20 protein-coding genes are annotated in these 18,538 nt (G+C 30.5%); 19 read left to right on the forward strand and 1 reads right to left on the reverse strand.

Features of this window, described 5'->3' with window-relative positions:
• Window position 1: 1 nt before the first annotated feature.
• The 19 genes from V7R38_RS04945 (at window position 2) to V7R38_RS05035 (ending at window position 16,879) form a co-directional block, all read left to right on the forward strand.
• The gene (locus V7R38_RS04945; protein ID WP_334056301.1) at window positions 2-658 is read left to right on the forward strand and encodes a hypothetical protein; all 657 of its coding nucleotides are present in this window, start codon (window positions 2-4) and stop codon (window positions 656-658) included.
• Window positions 655-1,353: a hypothetical protein gene (locus tag V7R38_RS04950; RefSeq protein ID WP_334056303.1), complete on the forward strand. Its 699-nt coding sequence runs from the start codon at window positions 655-657 to the stop codon at window positions 1,351-1,353. Before V7R38_RS04945 ends, V7R38_RS04950 begins: the two co-directional genes overlap by 4 nt.
• 12 nt (window positions 1,354-1,365) lie before the next feature.
• On the forward strand, window positions 1,366-2,073 hold the full coding sequence (locus V7R38_RS04955; RefSeq protein WP_334056305.1) for a hypothetical protein: 708 nt from the start codon (window positions 1,366-1,368) through the stop codon (window positions 2,071-2,073).
• Window positions 2,074-2,121: 48 nt separating this feature from the next.
• On the forward strand, window positions 2,122-3,588 hold the full coding sequence (locus V7R38_RS04960; protein ID WP_334056307.1) for a DUF5687 family protein: 1,467 nt from the start codon (window positions 2,122-2,124) through the stop codon (window positions 3,586-3,588).
• An 8-nt stretch (window positions 3,589-3,596) separates the two neighbouring features.
• A complete protein-coding gene (locus tag V7R38_RS04965) occupies window positions 3,597-4,292 on the forward strand; it encodes an ABC transporter ATP-binding protein (RefSeq protein ID WP_015481427.1) in 696 nt (231 codons plus the stop codon).
• Between the two features lie 121 nt (window positions 4,293-4,413).
• On the forward strand, window positions 4,414-6,630 hold the full coding sequence (porW, locus tag V7R38_RS04970) for a type IX secretion system periplasmic lipoprotein PorW/SprE (protein ID WP_334056309.1): 2,217 nt from the start codon (window positions 4,414-4,416) through the stop codon (window positions 6,628-6,630).
• 44 nt (window positions 6,631-6,674) lie between these two features.
• Window positions 6,675-7,073: a bactofilin family protein gene (locus V7R38_RS04975; protein ID WP_015481425.1), complete on the forward strand. Its 399-nt coding sequence runs from the start codon at window positions 6,675-6,677 to the stop codon at window positions 7,071-7,073.
• Entirely contained in the window at window positions 7,012-7,254 is a 243-nt protein-coding gene (locus V7R38_RS04980) for an AtpZ/AtpI family protein (RefSeq protein WP_334056311.1), read from the forward strand. Before V7R38_RS04975 ends, V7R38_RS04980 begins: the two co-directional genes overlap by 62 nt.
• A complete protein-coding gene (locus tag V7R38_RS04985) occupies window positions 7,247-7,651 on the forward strand; it encodes a DUF6168 family protein (RefSeq protein WP_334056313.1) in 405 nt (134 codons plus the stop codon). The genes V7R38_RS04980 and V7R38_RS04985 overlap by 8 nt, the downstream gene beginning before the upstream one ends.
• Before the next feature lie 65 nt (window positions 7,652-7,716).
• On the forward strand, window positions 7,717-8,853 hold the full coding sequence (gene atpB, locus V7R38_RS04990; protein WP_334056315.1) for a F0F1 ATP synthase subunit A: 1,137 nt from the start codon (window positions 7,717-7,719) through the stop codon (window positions 8,851-8,853).
• Between the two features lie 35 nt (window positions 8,854-8,888).
• Window positions 8,889-9,080, forward strand: coding sequence for an ATP synthase F0 subunit C (gene atpE, locus V7R38_RS04995; protein WP_015481421.1), 192 nt, complete (start codon window positions 8,889-8,891; stop codon window positions 9,078-9,080).
• A gap of 93 nt (window positions 9,081-9,173) precedes the next feature.
• Entirely contained in the window at window positions 9,174-9,674 is a 501-nt protein-coding gene (locus tag V7R38_RS05000) for a F0F1 ATP synthase subunit B (RefSeq protein ID WP_015481420.1), read from the forward strand.
• Between the two features lie 4 nt (window positions 9,675-9,678).
• Window positions 9,679-10,236, forward strand: coding sequence for an ATP synthase F1 subunit delta (atpH, locus tag V7R38_RS05005; protein WP_334056319.1), 558 nt, complete (start codon window positions 9,679-9,681; stop codon window positions 10,234-10,236).
• Window positions 10,237-10,257: 21 nt separating this feature from the next.
• A complete protein-coding gene (gene atpA, locus V7R38_RS05010) occupies window positions 10,258-11,835 on the forward strand; it encodes a F0F1 ATP synthase subunit alpha (RefSeq protein WP_015481418.1) in 1,578 nt (525 codons plus the stop codon).
• Window positions 11,836-11,902: 67 nt separating this feature from the next.
• Complete coding sequence (atpG, locus tag V7R38_RS05015) at window positions 11,903-12,769, forward strand: ATP synthase F1 subunit gamma (RefSeq protein ID WP_015481417.1); 867 nt, start codon at window positions 11,903-11,905, stop codon at window positions 12,767-12,769.
• A gap of 248 nt (window positions 12,770-13,017) precedes the next feature.
• Window positions 13,018-13,944 (forward strand): hypothetical protein, encoded by a 927-nt coding sequence (locus V7R38_RS05020; protein ID WP_334056322.1) that lies wholly within the window; start codon window positions 13,018-13,020, stop codon window positions 13,942-13,944.
• Window positions 13,945-14,116: 172 nt separating this feature from the next.
• Window positions 14,117-14,866 carry an SDR family NAD(P)-dependent oxidoreductase gene (locus V7R38_RS05025; RefSeq protein ID WP_334056324.1) on the forward strand — a complete coding sequence of 250 codons (750 nt, stop codon included), beginning with the start codon at window positions 14,117-14,119 and terminating at the stop codon, window positions 14,864-14,866.
• A gap of 1 nt (window position 14,867) precedes the next feature.
• Window positions 14,868-15,734: an aldo/keto reductase gene (locus V7R38_RS05030; RefSeq protein WP_334056326.1), complete on the forward strand. Its 867-nt coding sequence runs from the start codon at window positions 14,868-14,870 to the stop codon at window positions 15,732-15,734.
• Between the two features lie 2 nt (window positions 15,735-15,736).
• On the forward strand, window positions 15,737-16,879 hold the full coding sequence (locus V7R38_RS05035) for an ATP-binding protein (RefSeq protein WP_334056328.1): 1,143 nt from the start codon (window positions 15,737-15,739) through the stop codon (window positions 16,877-16,879).
• A gap of 67 nt (window positions 16,880-16,946) precedes the next feature.
• Here the strand turns inward: V7R38_RS05035 and amaB are convergent, their stop codons facing one another.
• Window positions 16,947-18,488, reverse strand: a complete 1,542-nt coding sequence (gene amaB / locus V7R38_RS05040; RefSeq protein WP_334056330.1) for an L-piperidine-6-carboxylate dehydrogenase — start codon at window positions 18,486-18,488, stop codon at window positions 16,947-16,949.
• Window positions 18,489-18,538 lie beyond the last annotated feature (50 nt).

Raw genomic sequence — 18,538 nt, forward strand, 5'->3', positions numbered from 1 at the left:
CATGGAATTAAATAAAGAACAAATAGAATTGATAGATAAAAGATTAAAATCTAGAGGTATTAAGTATTGGGATTTGCGTTTAGAAATGATAGATCATATTGCCACAGATTTAGAGGAAAATGCAATTAGTAACGATTTTAAAAAAGAACTAAATAATTCGTTAAAGCGAATTGGTTATTACAATAATTTGTACAATTTAAATACACAAGGTTGGCAAAATGTAAATAAGTATTACAGAAAAAAATATGTTGAAAACATTAAAAACTATTTAAAAAGTCCTGCTATTATACTCTTGGTAACTCTTGGTGTAATTATCAATTATTTTTTGATTGATTATTTACCATTAAAAACTTTTAAACTAATTAATTTCTCTAGTTACATTATTGTTTCTATTCCATTTTTTATTTTAACCATTAAGCTTTGGTTGAAAAAATATGGCAAATCTATACATTTAGATTATGGTATTTTTTACTTCGGATTTGCATTAATAATGATAAATCTACCACTACAGATTTCTGGCTATTTAGATGTTTTTTATCAAAAATTTTTTTTGATTTTACTATTGCCTTTGTTTACGTTAGCCACATTTTCTGGGTATCAACTTTTTAAAGAATCTATACAAAAAGTAGAAAGAATTAAAAAAGAACTTAGCTTATGAAACTTACAGAAATTCAAATAGAATCTTTATACCAATTTACAAGACAGCACTATGTAGAATATTACGATGTGCAAGTAGAACTTGTAGATCATTTAGCTAATGATATAGAGAAAATTTGGGAAGAAAATCCTAAAATATCTTTTGAAGAAGCTAGAGATAAATCATTCAAAAAATTTGGTGTTTTTGGCTTTATGAATGTTGTAGAAAGTAAAGAACTTCAAATGACAAAAAAGTATTTTAAACTCGTTTTAAAATTTGCGAAAGAAGGGTTAAGCTTGCCTAAAATCGTTTTAACAATTTTACTTTTATTTGGTTTTTATCAACTGCAGCAATATTCTTTTGGATATCAGATTTATTTAGGAATATTCATTACAAGCACTATCACTCAGTTTATTATGCTTATTAATAATACTCGTAAATTAAAACGAAGGCAAAGACAAACTCAAAAAAAATGGCTTTTTGAGCATGTTTTAAACATACAAGGGTTAGGAAATACAGCGATTATATTTATCTATTTTTTTGATTTTCCAGTTTCTAGTGCCAAAGAATTTTTAGCTATGGGCGATTTTAAAAGAGCATATTCTGCACTTTTAATTACAGCATTTTTAATTATTAGTTACATCACCTTAGTTGTTATTCCTAAAAAAACATTAGGGTTGTTGGTTCAAACGTATCCTGAATATCAAATTACTTAATTTTATTTTTTGATGAAACTTACAGAAATTCAAATAGATAATTTATACAAGTTTACAAGACAGCACTTTGTGTATCATTATGATGTGCAAACAGAGTTGGTAGATCATTTAGCCAATGATATAGAACAAATTTGGGAAGGAAATCCTAAAATATCTTTTGAAGAAGCTAGAGATAAATCATTTAAGAAGTTTGGTGTTTTTGGTTTTATGGATGTTATAGAAGCCAAGCAAAAACAAATGAACAAACGCTATTGGCATTTGTTACTTCGCTTTGTAAAAGAATGGTTTACCTTACCTAAAGTCATTACTACTTTACTTATATTTTTAGGTGTTTTTTGGTTAATACAAATTCCGTTTGCAGAAATTGCAATAGTAAGTGTTTTGTTAATATTAGCTGTTTTTGAAATGGTTGCAGCCTATAGAATCAGAAAAGAGCACAAAGCCAAAGAAAAAACGGATGAGAAGATTTTTCTTTTGGAAGCCATGATTGGTACAACAAAAAATAGTTTTACAGGTTTTACCTTCATCAACTTATTTAATTTTATCAACCTAACAGAATTTGATTTTTCTGGTTTAAATATATATTGGTTATTATTAATAGCTGCAACAGTTACTTTACTATTCATATTCTTTTATGTAGCAAACTATGTGCTACCACAAAAAGCAGAAGAATTGTTGCAAGAAACATATCCTGAATATAAATTGGTAAAAAACTTGTAACAAAAACTGCAAATCAACTACTTATACTCAAACTAAACCACCAAACTTATGATTTCACATTTTCTTAAACTAGAATGGAAACAATATTTTAGAGCTGCAAATTGGCAAAAAAGTGTTTTTCTAAATATTCTATTGGTGCTTTTTGCACTATACTTTGTAGTAAGCTTTTTAATAATTGGTGTAGGTGGTTACTGGATTTTAAAAGAAATGTATCCAGAACAAGATCCTTTAGTGGTGGTTAATGCATTTTTGCTTTTTGCAATTGTGGGCGATTTAATTTTTAGATACCTCATGCAAAAGCTTCCAGTAATGAACATAAAACCAATGTTAACACTGCCAATTCCTAAAAGTAAAATTGTTCACTTTATACTTATAAAATCGTCATTCTCATTTTTTAATATTATGAGTTTGTTTTTCTACATACCGTTTGCAGTTGTTTTAATAATGCAAGGTTATAATGTAGCTGGAGTTTTAGGTTGGTTATTTACAATGATTTTTATTATTCAGTCTGTAAACTACTTAAACTTTTTAATCAATAAAAACACCAAAATATTTGCAGGTTTAGTTACCCTTTTAATTGCTGGTTATCTCGTAAATTATTTTAATTGGTTCAATTTACCAGGATTTATAGGTAAAGGTTTCGACTTTATTTACGAAAACCCAATTATGGTAGTTGCTTTTGCAGCATTACTTTTATTTCTATACAGTATAAACTACAAACAGCTAAGAAATGAGGTGTATTTAGATGCTATTATTACTGAGCAAACCAAAGAAGTAAATGCAGCAGATTTATCTTTTGCTGATAAGTTGGGTGATTTGGCTCCTTTTATTAAAAACGATTTACGTTTAATGTGGAGAAATAAAAGAACAAAGTCTGGAGTATGGATGATTTTAGTAGGATTATTATATGGTTTAATATTTTATCCTAACCCAATGTATAAAGGTATGGAGTTTATGTATGTGTTGGTTGGTATTTTTTCTACAGGAACCTTCTTAATAAACTTTGGGCAATTTATTCCTGCTTGGGATAGCAGCTATTACAAGATGTTAATGAGTCAGAATTTTAAATACGAAAGGTATTTAGAATCGAAATTTACAATAATGACAATTAGTGTTGTAGCTCTTTTTGTGCTAGGTATTCCTTATGTTTACTTTGGTTGGAAAGTTCTGGTTGTTCACTTTGCAGCCATGATTTATAATGTAGGTGTAAATACGCACGTAATTTTATTTGGAGGAACTTTCAACAGAAAAAAAATTAATTTAGATGAAAAAGCGGCCTTTAATTTTCAAGGTACAGGTGCTGTACAATGGTTAATTGGTTTGCCTTTAATGGTGTTACCAATGGCAATTTTTGGTCTAATTAATTGGTTGGTAAGCTTCGAAATTGCATGTATAACCTTAGCTGTTTTAGGATTTATAGGTATTGCATTGCACAAAAAAATAATGAAAGCCATCACAAAAAAATACATTACAAACAAGTATGTAATGATTCACGCATTTAATCAAGAAAACTAAACAAAGCCATGATACAAACTACACAACTCTCAAAAAAATACGGATCTGCAGAGGTTTTAAATATTAACGAATTAGAAATTCCAACAGGCCAAAGTTTTGGTTTAGTAGGTAATAATGGTGCAGGTAAAACCACATATTTTAACATTCTACTAGATTTAATTAGGCCAACAACTGGTGCTATTGTAAATCATGATATTCAAGTAAATACAAGTGAAGACTGGAAATCATTTACAGGTTCTTTTATAGATGAATCTTTTTTAATTGGCTATTTAACAGCAGAAGAATACTTTGAGTTTGTTGGCGATTTAAGAGGTATGAATAAAGCAGACGTTACTAAATTCATTAATCAGTTTGATGAATTTTTTAACCAAGAAATTATAGGTAAAAAGAAATACCTAAGAGACCTTAGTAAAGGTAACCAGAAAAAAGTGGGTATTGTAGCTGCAATGATGGGTAACCCACAAGTTGTAATTTTAGATGAGCCATTTGCAAATCTAGATCCAACAACACAAATAAGGCTAAAAAAAATCATTAAAGAATTAACAGAAAATAGAGAAGTTACAGTGCTAATTTCTAGTCATGATTTAACACATGTAACCGAAGTTTGTGAAAGAATTGTAGTTCTAGATAAAGGAAATGTAGTAAAAGATATAGTTACTTCTGCAGAGACCTTGCAAGAATTAGAAAGCTATTTTGCTGTATAATTAGCCAATCTTTAATTTATTATTATTTTTACAAGCTGTATTTATACTATTTTCTCTAGAAAATAGTTGTAAATTACAGCTTTTAGCTTTTGTTAAAGAAATAATTTTAGAATCGCCAGTTTTGAAAATTACATTTAAGTACCTTTTCTTGTTAACGTTTATTGCTGTAGTTGCTTCTTGCAGCACTAAAAAAGATTCTGTAATTAGTAGAAATTACCACGCTTTAACTACAAAATATAACGTTTTATTTAATGGTAATAATGCCTTTTATAAAGGCATAGACGAAATTAACAATAGCTATAGAGACGATTGGTTTTTACAATTACCAATAGAGCCTATTGAGTTCGAAGAAGATAAAATTATTGCACCAACCTTTAATAATAATTTAGGAAATGGTTTCAATAATGACGATGATGATGACAAAAAACCAACCACTACTTTTGAAAGAGCAGAAGAAAAAGCAGTAAAAGCCATTCAAAAGCATGGCATGAATATAGATGGTATTGAAAGAAATAGGCAAATAGATAATGCGTATTTACTTTTAGGAAAATCACGTTATTATCAGCAAAGATTTATACCTGCAGTAGAGGCTTTTAATTATGTTATTGCAAATTATCCGAACGCAGATTTAATTGCAGAAACAAAAATTTGGAGAGCCAAAACCAATATCAGGCTAGATAATGAAGAAACTGCAATAGAAGCCATGAAGCTATTGTTGGTTATAAAAGACACGTTAGAGTCAGACTTACCAAATAAAATTAAAGAACAAGCACATACAGCATTGGCTATGGCATATGTAAAAAGTGATAGTTTACAAAATGCAAAAAAGCACTTACAATTAGCCACAAGAACTTTAGAGAATAAAGCACAAGGAGCTAGAAATTTATTCGTTTTAGGGCAAATTTATAGTTTAGAAAATAAGAAAGATTCTGCTAATTTGGTATTTAATCGTTTGGCAAACTTTAAAAAATCGCCTTACAAATATAAAATTCATGCTAATATAGAATTGGCAAGAAACATTACAAACGATTCTACTTCTGTTGTAGTTTTAAACACTTTACAAGAATTAATTAAGGATAGAGAAAACAGACCTTATTTAGATGAGTTGTATTATCAAACAGCAGTTTTACACGAAAAGAATGATAGTATTCAGCTTGCCAAAAACAATTATTACAATTCATTAAGAGCAGCAAATGCAGGCGATAAGCAAAAAACGTTTACCTATGAAAATTTAGGAAACCTAGCATTTAAAGAAGCAGAATATCAAAACGCAAGTGCTTATTATGATAGTGTTTTGCAGTTTACCAAAGACACTCTAAAACTTAGAATTAGAAGAATTAAGCGTAAATACAAAAACTTAGCATCGTTAATAAAGTTTGAAGATGTTGTTCAAACTAATGATAGTATTGTAAAAATCGCAACACTTACAGAAGACGAGCAAGTTGCTTACTTTACAAATTATATCGAAAAAATTAAGGAGGCAGATGAAGCAGCTGCTCAATTAAGATTGAATCAAATGGCTTTTGCAAACCCTATAAGTGGTATACAATCTGCAAAAAAAGGCGAGTGGTATTTTTACAACAATCAGTCGTTAAGTTTTGGAAAATCAGAATTCTTTAAAATTTGGGGTAATAGACGTTTAGAAGACAATTGGAGATGGTCTGAAAAAGCAAGTATTGGTATTGCAGCCAAAGATTCAGTATCTGCTAAAAAGGCAAATGCTAAGTATGATTTAGATACTTACCTAAGCACAATTCCTACAGAACAATCAGTAATAGATAGCTTAGTTGTTACAAGAAACGAAGCACTTTATGAGTTAGGTTTAATATATAAAGAGCAGTTTAAGAATTTTGATTTAGCAGAACAAAGACTTGTAAGAGTTAATAAGGTAAATAAAGATGAAGCGCTTGTTTTGCCTATTAATTGGCATTTGTATCAACTATATATCACTTTAGGAGATGAAAGCAAAGCAGCACATTACAAAAATGTAATTCTTACAGATTATCCAGAAACCAAATTTGCACAGGTAATTTTAAATCCGAACGTTGTTTTTGAAGATGAAGTTGAGGTGAATGAAGTGGAAGTCAAGTATAAAAAACTGTATTATTTGTATAAAGATGATCAGTTTGATGAAGTAATTACTCAAGTTGATGAATTTCTGCCTTCAATTCCGAATGCTGAGTTACTTCCAAAATTCGAATTGTTGAGAGCTTTAGCTATTGGCAAGTACAAAACTAAAGAAGAATACAAATCAGCTTTAGAGTTTATCGTTGTAAATTATGGTAATACAGAAGAAGCAGAAAAAGCCAAAGCAATTTTGGCTCAATTAAAAGAGTAAAAATTAAGAGAAAAATCCATAATAAAATTAGGAAAGTTTACACCATGGAAAGAAATGTAATTGCCAAAAACACTAAAATTACAGGAGATATTTTGTCTGAAGGTGATTTTAGAATTGATGGTACTTTAGAAGGTAATTTAACAACTAAGGGTAGAGTAATTTTAGGAGCTACAGGTGTTTTAATTGGTAATGTATCTGCATCTAATTCAGATATTGAAGGTAAATTTTCTGGTGAGTTAAAGGTAGAAAAAACGCTTACGGTTAAAGCTGCAGCAAACATTTCTGGAGATGTTGTTGTTGGGAAATTATCTATAGAGCCAGGTGCAACTTTTAATGCATCTTGTGCAATGAAAGTACCTTCTAAAGAAAGTAATAAAGAAGATGACACAAAAAAACAGCCAATCAACTCAAAAGAAGCCAAACCCAAAAAAGCCTTTAAATAAAGCGTTACATCTTTCAGGGGCAGGTTTGCAAATGGGTGCCACCATTTATTTAGGCTACTTACTTGGCCAATGGTTAGATAAGCAGTTTCAAACCACTTATTTAGAGCAAACAGTTACTTTACTATCTATCTTCTTAGCTATTTACGCACTTATTAAACAAGCACAGAAAATAAATGATTAAAAACTTATTTCTTTATACTACAGTTTTCTTTGCACTTTACTTTTTAAGCCATCTTTTGCATCAAAATGTTATAGAAAAACAAGAAATAATATTGCCTTTTTCATTAAAAAAAATATACCTATTTCATTTAGGGTTTTCGCTTATTATTTGCACTAATTTCCTTTTACTATCTACTGTTAATAAAATATCTGATCAGTTGGGTTTTATTTATTTAGCTACAATTATTTTAAAACCAGTTCTATTTTGTTTAATCTTTTATAAATCAATATTTACCGAAGAAACTTTAAGTTTTGCAGCAAGAATTTCGCTCATCATTCCTATGATAATTTTTTTATTAACAGAGGCTTTTTTCGTAGCACAAATACTACAGAAAAAAGATTATAAAAAAATATCTTAAAAAAGCGTTTGTAGTTTTGAATTATTACCTATTTTTGCGCCGAATTTAGAAAGCATATTTTTACCATGAAGATTGCACAAAAATCTATCAAATTTCTTACAATTGCATTAATAGCTCTTTTTTCGGCTACAATTTTTGCATCTAGTTCAGATAAAAAGCACGACAATCAAAACGATGGTGGTCGAGTAAATACTAAGGAAGAAGTTGGTGCTTACATAAAACATCACGTTAAAGATTCTCATGATTTTTCATTATTCTCATACACCAATGATGAAGGAGAAAGAAAGCATGTTGGTTTTCCTTTACCAGTTATTATTTGGACGAGTGAAGGTTTAGTAACTTTTATGTCTTCTGAATTTCATCATAATGATGATGGTCATGTAATCGTAGAGAAAGATGGTTTAAAATTTGCCAAAATTCACTCTAAGATTTATGAATTAGATGAAGGTGCAACTCAAGTATCTTTTGATGAAACACATCATGCAACAAATGCACACAAGGTTTTAGATTTTTCTATTACTAAAACTGTTTTCGGAATTTTATTAGTTGGTTTGTTAATGTTATTCTGGTTTTCAAGATTGGCAAAACAATACAAAACAAAACAAATTCCAACTGGTTTTTCTAGAGTATTAGAGCCGTTAATTATTTATGTAAGAGACGAAATAGCAAAACCAAACATTGGCGAAAAGCACTACAGAAGATTTACGAGTTATTTAATGACGGTATTCTTCTTTATTTGGATATTAAACCTTTTAGGTATGTTGCCTTTCGGATTTAATGTTACAGGTCAAATAGCAGTTACTGCTGCATTAGCAATATTTACTTTAGTGGTTTACACATTTAGTGGTAACAAAGGATATTGGATGCACATGATCTGGATGCCAGGTGTACCAATCTTAATTAGACCATTTTTGGCGATTATAGAATTAGTAGGTGCATTAATTATTAAGCCATTTTCATTATTGGTTCGTTTGTTCGCAAACATTACTGCAGGTCACATTGTAGTTATGAGTTTAATAGCAATTATGTTTACACTTAAAGAAAGCTTTGGTGTTGCTGGTGCAACATTTCTTTCTTCAGTGTTATCATTTTTAATAATATTAATTGAGGTTTTAGTGGCTTTCTTACAAGCTTATATCTTTACAATGCTTTCTGCATTATTTATTGGTATGGCTGTAGAAGAACATGAAGAAGCTCATTAATCAAATTTGTTTAATTTAATATAAATACAATCATTATGTACAATTTAATTGGAGCAGGATTAGTAGTAATCGGAGCTGGAATTGGTTTAGGTCAAATTGGTGGTAAAGCAATGGAAGGTATTGCTCGTCAACCAGAAGCAGCTGGAAAGATTCAAACAGCTATGATTATTGTTGCAGCACTTTTAGAAGGGTTAGCATTTGGTGCATTAATCTTAGGTCAAGGTTAATCAAATCCAAAAACAAACAAAACACAATTTATAACGGTTGGTTATAAATTGTGTTTTAATTAAACAAGTAAAAAATAAAAATTATATTACAGAATGGGAGCTTTATTAGAAGATTTTTCAATTGGATTATTTGTAATACTTACAGTATTACTATTAGTGTTAATTGGATTGATGGTAAAATTTGCTTGGAAACCAATTTTAAACTCTTTAGAAGAAAGAGAATCTGGAATTGAAAACGCTTTAGCTGCTGCAGAAAATGCACGTAAAGAAATGCAAAATTTAACTGCAGATAATGAAAGGTTAGCAAAAGAAGCAAGAGCTGAAAGAGAAGCAATGATGAAAGAAGCTAGAGAAATTAGCGATAAAATTATTGCAGATGCAAAAGAAGATGCAAAAGAAGTAACTACTAAGTTAATTGAAACTGCACAAGCATCAATTCAGCAAGAAAAGCAAGCAGCCTTAGCAGAGTTAAAGAAAAACGTTGCAGAGTTATCTATAGGTATAGCAGAATCTGTAATTAAGAAAGAATTATCTTCTAAGAAAGACCAATTAGATTTAGTAGAAGGTATTTTAAAAGACGTAACTTTAAACTAATTTTATGAAAGACGCAAGAGCAGCATTACGTTACGCAAAAGCTATTTTAAATCTTGCTAAAGATTCTAATGATGAATCTGCTGTGCATGAAGATATGCAGCTTATTGCAGCTACTATAGATGATAGTAAAGAGCTTTCTGTAGTTTTAGAAAGTCCTGTTATTAAATCTGCAGACAAGATGAATGTTTTAAAAGCTACATTTTCTAGCAAAATAAACAACATCACATTAGGTCTTTTTAATCTTTTACAAGAAAACAAAAGAATTGCAATGTTAGAAGCTATTGCTAAGCAATACTCTATCATTTATGATTTTGATAAAAATACACAAGTAGCTAAAGTTACAACAGCTGTGCCTATTTCTCCAGAAATTGAAGCACAAGTATTGGCTAAAATTGTAGCTTTAACAGGCGAAAAAGCAAACTTAGAAAACGAGGTGAATCCTTCTATTCTAGGTGGTTTTATTTTAAGAGTTGGAGATGTGCAGTATGATGCAAGTATCTCTAATCATTTAAGTGAATTGAAAAAGGAATTTGACAATAGTCATTACATTCCAAAAATTTAATAATACATCAAATTAGAAAAGATGGCAAGTATTAAACCAGCTGAAGTATCAGCAATTTTAAAAGAACAACTTACAAATTTTGAAGCTCAAGCTTCATTAAGTGAGGTAGGAACTGTATTACAAGTGGGTGATGGTATTGCTCGTGTTTACGGATTGTCTAACGTACAATATGGTGAGTTAGTAGAATTCGAAAACGGCTTAGAAGGTATTGTATTAAACTTAGAAGAAGATAATGCAGGTGTTGTATTATTGGGTGCTTCAACTTCTGTAAGAGAAGGTTCTACTGTTAAAAGAACTGAAAGAATTGCTTCTTTAAGAGCAGGTGAAGGTATTGTTGGTAGAGTTGTAGATACTTTAGGTAGCCCAATTGATGGGAAAGGACCTATTGAAGGAACTACTTACGAAATGCCATTGGAAAGAAGAGCACCAGGTGTAATTTATAGAGAGCCAGTAACAGAGCCATTACAAACTGGTATTAAATCTATCGATGCAATGATTCCTGTTGGTAGAGGTCAGCGTGAGTTGATTATTGGAGACAGACAAACAGGTAAATCTACAGTTGCTTTAGATACCATCTTAAATCAAAAAGAATTTTACGATGCTGGTAATCCAGTATACTGTATATATGTAGCTATTGGTCAAAAAGCTTCTACAGTTGCAGCAATTGCAAACATGTTAGAAGAAAGAGGCGCATTAGCGTATACAACAATAGTTGCAGCAAATGCATCAGACCCTGCAGCAATGCAAGTTTATGCACCATTTGCAGGAGCAGCAATTGGAGAATATTTTAGAGATACAGGTAGACCTGCATTAATCATTTACGATGATTTATCAAAACAAGCAGTTGCTTACCGTGAAATTTCTTTATTATTAAGAAGACCTCCAGGACGTGAGGCATATCCAGGAGATGTATTTTACTTACACTCAAGATTATTAGAAAGAGCTGCAAAGGTTATTAATGATAACGTAATTGCTAGTGAAATGAACGACTTACCAGATTCTTTAAAAGGAATCGTTAAAGGTGGAGGTTCTTTAACTGCATTACCAATTATTGAAACTCAAGCAGGTGATGTATCAGCATATATTCCAACAAACGTAATTTCGATTACTGATGGACAAATTTTCTTAGATGGAGATTTATTTAACTCAGGTGTAAGACCAGCAATTAACGTAGGTATTTCTGTATCACGTGTTGGAGGTAATGCACAGATTAAATCTATGAAAAAAGTATCTGGTACTTTAAAATTAGATCAAGCTCAATTTAGAGAATTAGAAGCATTTGCTAAGTTTGGTTCAGATTTAGATGCAGCTACAATGAGTGTAATTTCTAAAGGTCAAAGAAACGTTGAGATTTTAAAACAAGCACAGAATGATCCTTTTACAGTAGAAGATCAAATTGCAATTATCTATGCTGGTTCTAAAAACTTGTTAAAAGATGTTCCTGTAGATCAAGTTAAGAAATTCGAAAAAGATTATATCGATTATTTAAATGCAAAACATAGAGATACTTTAGATGTATTAAAATCTGGTAAATTAACGCCAGAAGCTACTGCAACTTTAGAAGAAGCTGCTGCTGAAATTTCTAAGCACTTTGCATAAATATATTTAGTTAAAAGATTTTAGACTAGGCTCTAAAATCTTTTAACTACTAAGTAACAAGTTAAGAATGGCGAATTTAAAAGAAATACGTAATAGAATAACCTCTATTAAATCAACAATGCAGATTACATCTGCCATGAAAATGGTATCTGCTGCAAAGTTGAAAAAAGCGCAAGATGCAATTGTTGCAATGCGTCCTTATTCATCTAAATTAACAGAGTTGTTGCAAAATTTAAGTGCAACTTTAGAAGGTGATACTGGTGGAGCGTATTCAACTCAAAGAGAAGTTTCTAAAGTGTTATTAGTAGTTGTAACTTCTAACAGAGGTTTATGTGGTGGTTTTAATTCTTCTATCACTAAAACTGTTAATAAAACAATCGCTGAAAAGTATTCAGATAAAAATGTAGAGATTTTTGCCATTGGTAAAAAAGGTGAAGATGTTTTATCTAAAACATGTAGTATTGTTGCAAGTAGAAATGACCTTTATGACGAGTTAACTTTTGATAATGTTTCTGCAATTGCAGAGAAGTTAATGAATTTGTATACAGAAGGTACTTATGATAAGATAGAATTGGTATACAACCAATTTAAGAATGCTGCTACACAATTGCCACAAGTAGAGCAATTTTTACCTATCAAACCTATTGAAGGTGGAGATGCAGCTGCTGTAAATTCTGATTATATTTTTGAGCCTTCTAAAGAAGAAATTGTAGAAGCTTTAATTCCGAAATCTTTAAAAACTCAATTGTATAAAGCTGTTAGAGATAGTTTTGCTTCTGAACATGGAGCAAGAATGACAGCTATGCATAAAGCAACAGATAATGCAAAAGATTTACGTGATGAATTATTATTAACGTATAACAAAGCACGTCAAGCAGCAATTACTAACGAAATTTTAGAAATTGTTGGTGGTGCTGAAGCATTAAATAATTAGACGAAGTCAAATTATTAGAAGAGCAAGCATTAAATAATTAGACGAAGTCAAATTATTAGAAATATAAAAAAACGAACTCATTGAGTTCGTTTTTTCTTTTACAAAGAAATTAGATCTTTATTTTTATTTAAAGTTTCTCCTTTTGTTATGTATTTGAATATTAGCGAAATATATGTAATTAATTATGGTTTTTATTTTTTGGCACGCAATTTGAATATTACTAAGCATAACCATAAAACAAAAGGCTTATGAAAACGCTAAAACTACTATTCACAGTTATTATTACAGGTACTATATTAAGTTCTTGTACAACAATTTACGATGATGGTTTTGTAGACTATCAACCTACAATAAACGAAGTTGTTTCTAGCTACGATTTATGGTATGTAGATTATCACAGAACAACAGGAACAGGAGATATACCATATGTCTCTAGAGCATTTACTTTATCATTCTTAAATGGCGTTTTATATGCAAACAACAATATTGTTGATATTGGAAGAACAGGAAATGGTTTAGGTATAGATGTAGGTACTTATGGTACTTTTAATGGTTTACTGGCTACCAATCACGATATAGATGGTGCAAACGATTTTGAAGTAAGTATTTTATCTGATAATGAAATTGTATTGTACAACTTTAGACAAAATGTAAGTTATTATTTAATAGGTTACAATGTAAATACTTTTGATTATGATAAACTATTTTATGAAAACATAGAATACTTTTTACAGGAGTATTTAGCTTGGGAAAAAGTAAGTTCAACAGGTGGTACACCAAATACTTTTGATGATGAAAATTATCTTGAATTTACACCAGAAAATTTAACAACTTTTAGGAGTTCTCAAGATGACTTTGGCATGCAAGTTGCAGATATTAATTGGAACTTTGTTGGAGGCTATGATGTGTTTGATGTGAATGGTTTTGAAGACCTAAAAATTTTAACATTGAATTATGATAATGGAGATATTGAAGAGTTTGAATTAAGCGTTGTTAATGATGGTAGAATAAGTTTATTCCACTATAATTCAGAAACAACATACGATTTTTCAGGAAGAGGATTTATACAATTCAAAAAGAGTGAAGAATCTGTTAAAAGTGCGAAAGACCTTGTAAGAAATAGCAACAGAAAACGTACTATTATAAAAAGAAAAGTAAAGAACAGAAGAAATTAAAATAAAGTTTGGTTAGTTGATTTTTGATTGGTTGTTTCTCGACAATCAATTGAAAGAGGAGTCACCCTGAGGAGGGTGACTTTTTCTTTGTTAATAATTGATGAAAATTATAGGCATTAAAAAAGGTGCTTAAGCACCAGATTTCCTATTTTTAAAGAACCAAATTAAACCCATGAAAACAGCTTTTATAACAGGTGCAACCTCAGGTATAGGTAAAGCAACAGCTCAGCTTTTTGCTAAAAATAATATTAGATTAGTTCTTTGTGGACGAAGAACAGAAAGACTGCAAGAATTACAGTCTGAATTAAGTAAGCAAACAGAAGTTACTACTTTGCAATTTGATGTTTCAAAAAAAGAAGAAGTACAATCAGCAATAGCATCTTTACCAGAGAACTTTAAGAATATCGATATTTTAATAAACAATGCAGGGAATGCTCATGGCTTAGCTACCATTCAAGAAGGTAGTATAGACGATTGGGATGCAATGTTAGACATTAACGTAAAAGGATTACTATATGTAACCAAAGCAATTTTACCAACTATGATTGAAAATAATAGTGGTTTTATTGTAAATATTGGCTCTACAGCAGGTAAAGATGTTTATAAGAATGGTAATGTATATTGTGCATCTAAATTTGCTGTAAACGCTTTAAATAAATCTATGAGGTTAGATTTAAACGATTACAATATTAGAGTATCTGCCATTCATCCTGGTTTGGTAGAAACAGAATTTTCTGATGTTCGTTTTAAAGGAGATACTGAGAGAGCTAAAACCGTTTATTCTGGTTACAAAGCTTTACAAGCAGAAGATATTGCAGATATTATCAACTTTGTAGTTACAAGACCATATCATGTAAATATAGAAGATTTAATAGTGTATCCCACAGCACAAGCGAGTGCAACAATGATTAATAAAAATTAGTATGAAACCAACATCAAAAATAATTATTGGGTGCATGTCTTGGGGCAAATGGGGTAAAAATTTTACCACCAAAGAAGCTGCAGATATGATTGAGTTTTGTGTAGAAAATGAGAATACACTATTTGATCATGCAGATTTGTATGGTGATTATACTACAGAAGCCGAATTTGGTGTTGCTTTTAAAGCAAGTTCCGTAAGTAGAGAAAGCATTCAGCTTATAACAAAATGTGGAATACAGAATCCTGGAGAAACCAGAAATAATAAGGTGAAGCATTATAATTATGCTAAAGATTATATTATTTGGAGTGCAGAACAATCTTTAAAAAATTTAAAAACAGACTATCTAGATACTTTTTTGCTGCACAGACCAAGCCCTTTAATGAATCCTACAGAAATTGCAGAGGCAATTACAATTTTAAAAGATGCTGGAAAAATTGTCAATTTTGGAGTTTCTAATTTTACACCTTCTCAAGTAAGTTTAATTTCAGATCATATTTCTATAGATGTAAATCAGGTTGAGTTTTCTCTAACGCAAAATTTAGCAATGAACAATGGTACTTTAGACCAAATGCTTCAAAAGAATATACAACCTATGAGTTGGAGTCCTTTAGGGAGTGTTTTTAGAGAAGAAACGTATCAAACGAAAAGTATAAAAGCACTATTAAAAAGGTTTTCTAAGAAATACAATTGTACAGAAGATACATTACTATTGGCATGGATTCTTAAACATCCTGCTAAGGTATCTCCAGTAATAGGTACAACAAATAAACAACGCATTTTAAACGCAAATAAGGCCTTAGAAATTAATTTAGAACTAGAAGATTGGTTTTTACTGTTAGAAGCAAGTAATGGACAAGAAGTAGCTTAAAAATGATAAATAAACGCTTATTAATTAAAAATCTACTCTCACATAATGATGAGAATAGTTTTTATGATAAAAAGCAAAAATTATCCTTAGGCTCAAAAGAAGGTAAAGCTAAGTTTTTAAAGCACATTTGTGCTTTGTCTAATACAAATCCTGCTAACAATTCTTACATTGTTATTGGTATTGAAGATGAGGAAAATAAAATAGTTGGTGTCGATTTTTTTGATGATAGTAAAATTCAAAATTTGGTAAATGCGTATTTAAGAAATCCGCCCAAAATTGAATACGAAAATGTTCCTTTTCCTAGCTTACCACGTCATAAAGTAGTGGGTTTGGTTACCATTTACCCTAACAATACAATAACTTCTCTTTTAAAAAACGCTTGGAAATATAGAAGAGGTACCATTTTTTATAGAAGAGGAAGTAATTCTATGCCTTTTTTAGGAGATTCTTTTGAACTTAGAAATACAAACAGGTCTATTGTTGCATCTATAGAGAAAAATGCTAGAAATAATATAGAGCTTACTTTAAATGGCGTTTTTGAGTTTATAAATAATCACAAGAAAAAGTACAATCCTCAATATAAAGTTTTCAATGAACAATTTGTGTTATGTTGGGCAGGAGAACAAAAAACAATTAACTCAGAAACCTATTATTCTAGGGTAGATATAGAGCTTATTAATGAACAAGTTCGTTTGTTTTTTTCTGCATTAGACGATGTTCAAATTTCTTACAATCAAAAATCATTTATAGTAACAGAATATATTTTATTAGGTTTAGATAAGGTAGAAACACATTACCCATTAGAGAAAACAATTATTGATTTTAAAGACAATGGTAAACATCATATTGTCAAAGAATTTTTGTTTGAACCCCCTAAATATGATGCAGAAATTATTACCCATATTTATACTAATAGTAATAAAATAGTAGCTAAAATAGCTAACAATATTTCATTGTCGGTAACAGAGCATGAAGATGTTTTTAGGTTACCAACAAATTATTTATTGTGTTATTTAAATGGATATTTAGATGCACCTGAATTGCTTAGACAGGCTAAATATTACATTAAAAATTTACAGGATAAAACAACCTATGTAAAATATAAAGAGGCAATGAGAGTAATTCGAAAAGTAAAGTATAATTAAATATCAATTAAAAAAACCAACTCTATATTATTAGAGTTGGTCTCAAAAGTTGGGGGATGTTTAACTTTTATAAATCAAATTTAATTCCTTGTGCTAAAGGTAATTCGTCTGAATAATTAATAGTATTTGTTTGTCTACGCATGTAAACTTTCCATGCATCAGAACCAGATTCACGTCCTCCACCAGTTTCTTTTTCGCCACCAAAAGCGCCACCAATTTCAGCACCAGAAGTACCAATATTAACATTGGCAATTCCACAATCAGAACCTGCATAAGACAAGAATTTCTCTGCTTCTTTCATTTCATTGGTCATAATTGCAGAAGATAATCCTTGAGCTACTCCATTTTGTTTGGCAATTGCATTTTCTACACCATCAGAATATTTCATTAAATATAAAATTGGTGCAAACGTTTCATGCTGAACAATTTCATAATTGTTTTCTGCTTCTATAATTGCAGGTTTTACATAGCATCCAGATTCGTAACCTTCGCCATCTAAAACGCCACCTTCTACAATTACATTTCCACCTTCTTCTTTCGCTTTTTCTATAGCAGCCAAATAGGTATTCACAGCATCTTGATCAATTAAAGGTCCAACGTGATTATTTTCATCTAGAGGATTACCAATTTTAATTTGTTTGTATGCACCAACAATAGCATCTTTTACTTTATCATAAACAGATTCATGTATAATAAGTCTTCTTGTAGAAGTACATCTTTGGCCACAAGTACCAACTGCACCAAATACTGCACCAGGCACAACTACTTTTAAATCTGCAGTTGGTGTTATAATGATAGCGTTATTACCACCCAATTCTAATAAAGATTTTCCAAAGCGTTGTGCAACAGTTGCACCAACAATTCTACCCATTCTTGTAGAACCTGTGGCTGAAATTAATGGAATTCTACTATCTGAAGTCATCATTTCACCAACCTTATAATCACCATTAATAATACAAGAAATACCTTCAGGTAAATTATTTTCTTTTAAAATTTCTGCAATTATATTTTGACAAGCTACTGCACATAAAGGTGCTTTTTCAGAAGCTTTCCAGATACAAACATCACCACAAATCCAAGCTAAAGCAGTATTCCAAGCCCAAACAGCAACAGGAAAATTAAATGCAGAAATAATACCAACAACGCCTATAGGATGCCACTGTTCTCTCATAACATGGCCTGGTCTTTCAGAAGGAATGGTTTGCCCATTTAATTGACGAGATAAACCCACTGCAAAATCGCAGATATCAATCATTTCTTGTACCTCTCCATAACCTTCTTGTAAAGATTTTCCCATTTCGTAAGAAACTAGTTTACCCAATGGTTCTTTTAAATCTCTTAATTTATTTCCAAACTGACGTACAATTTCTCCTCTTTGAGGAGCAGGTTTATCTCTCCAAGTTAAAAAGGCTTCTGTTGCAGTTGTAATTACTTTTTCATAATCTTCTTTGGTAGTTGTTTTTACTTTACCAATTAATTTACCATCTACAGGTGAAAACGATTCAATAATTTCTCCATTCGAGAAGTTATTTGAACCAGTAGATGTACCTTCATTTATATCTTTTAAACCTAATTGTTGCAATACTTCAGTTATTCCAAAATTTGTCATTTTGTAGTCTAATTTTAGTTGTTTAAATTCGAAGAACGAATTTACGAATA

Origin of the sequence: Polaribacter sp. P097 (assembly GCF_036864555.1) — a bacterium.
In the GTDB taxonomy this organism is placed as follows: Bacteria; Bacteroidota; Bacteroidia; order Flavobacteriales; family Flavobacteriaceae; genus Polaribacter.

Excerpts from the sequence above, each read along its gene's own strand:
- V7R38_RS04945 (WP_334056301.1), top strand. The coding sequence starts at position 2 with ATGGAATTAAATAAAGAACAAATAGAATTGATAGATAAAAGATTAAAA.
- V7R38_RS04950 (WP_334056303.1), top strand. The coding sequence starts at position 655 with ATGAAACTTACAGAAATTCAAATAGAATCTTTATACCAATTTACAAGA.
- V7R38_RS04955 (WP_334056305.1), top strand. The coding sequence starts at position 1,366 with ATGAAACTTACAGAAATTCAAATAGATAATTTATACAAGTTTACAAGA.
- V7R38_RS04960 (WP_334056307.1), top strand. The coding sequence starts at position 2,122 with ATGATTTCACATTTTCTTAAACTAGAATGGAAACAATATTTTAGAGCT.
- V7R38_RS04965 (WP_015481427.1), top strand. The coding sequence starts at position 3,597 with ATGATACAAACTACACAACTCTCAAAAAAATACGGATCTGCAGAGGTT.
- V7R38_RS04975 (WP_015481425.1), top strand. The coding sequence starts at position 6,675 with ATGGAAAGAAATGTAATTGCCAAAAACACTAAAATTACAGGAGATATT.
- V7R38_RS04980 (WP_334056311.1), top strand. The coding sequence starts at position 7,012 with ATGACACAAAAAAACAGCCAATCAACTCAAAAGAAGCCAAACCCAAAA.
- V7R38_RS04985 (WP_334056313.1), top strand. The coding sequence starts at position 7,247 with ATGATTAAAAACTTATTTCTTTATACTACAGTTTTCTTTGCACTTTAC.
- atpB (WP_334056315.1), top strand. The coding sequence starts at position 7,717 with ATGAAGATTGCACAAAAATCTATCAAATTTCTTACAATTGCATTAATA.
- atpE (WP_015481421.1), top strand. The coding sequence starts at position 8,889 with ATGTACAATTTAATTGGAGCAGGATTAGTAGTAATCGGAGCTGGAATT.
- V7R38_RS05000 (WP_015481420.1), top strand. The coding sequence starts at position 9,174 with ATGGGAGCTTTATTAGAAGATTTTTCAATTGGATTATTTGTAATACTT.
- atpH (WP_334056319.1), top strand. The coding sequence starts at position 9,679 with ATGAAAGACGCAAGAGCAGCATTACGTTACGCAAAAGCTATTTTAAAT.
- atpA (WP_015481418.1), top strand. The coding sequence starts at position 10,258 with ATGGCAAGTATTAAACCAGCTGAAGTATCAGCAATTTTAAAAGAACAA.
- atpG (WP_015481417.1), top strand. The coding sequence starts at position 11,903 with ATGGCGAATTTAAAAGAAATACGTAATAGAATAACCTCTATTAAATCA.
- V7R38_RS05020 (WP_334056322.1), top strand. The coding sequence starts at position 13,018 with ATGAAAACGCTAAAACTACTATTCACAGTTATTATTACAGGTACTATA.
- V7R38_RS05025 (WP_334056324.1), top strand. The coding sequence starts at position 14,117 with ATGAAAACAGCTTTTATAACAGGTGCAACCTCAGGTATAGGTAAAGCA.
- V7R38_RS05030 (WP_334056326.1), top strand. The coding sequence starts at position 14,868 with ATGAAACCAACATCAAAAATAATTATTGGGTGCATGTCTTGGGGCAAA.
- V7R38_RS05035 (WP_334056328.1), top strand. The coding sequence starts at position 15,737 with ATGATAAATAAACGCTTATTAATTAAAAATCTACTCTCACATAATGAT.
- amaB (WP_334056330.1), bottom strand. The coding sequence starts at position 18,488 with ATGACAAATTTTGGAATAACTGAAGTATTGCAACAATTAGGTTTAAAA.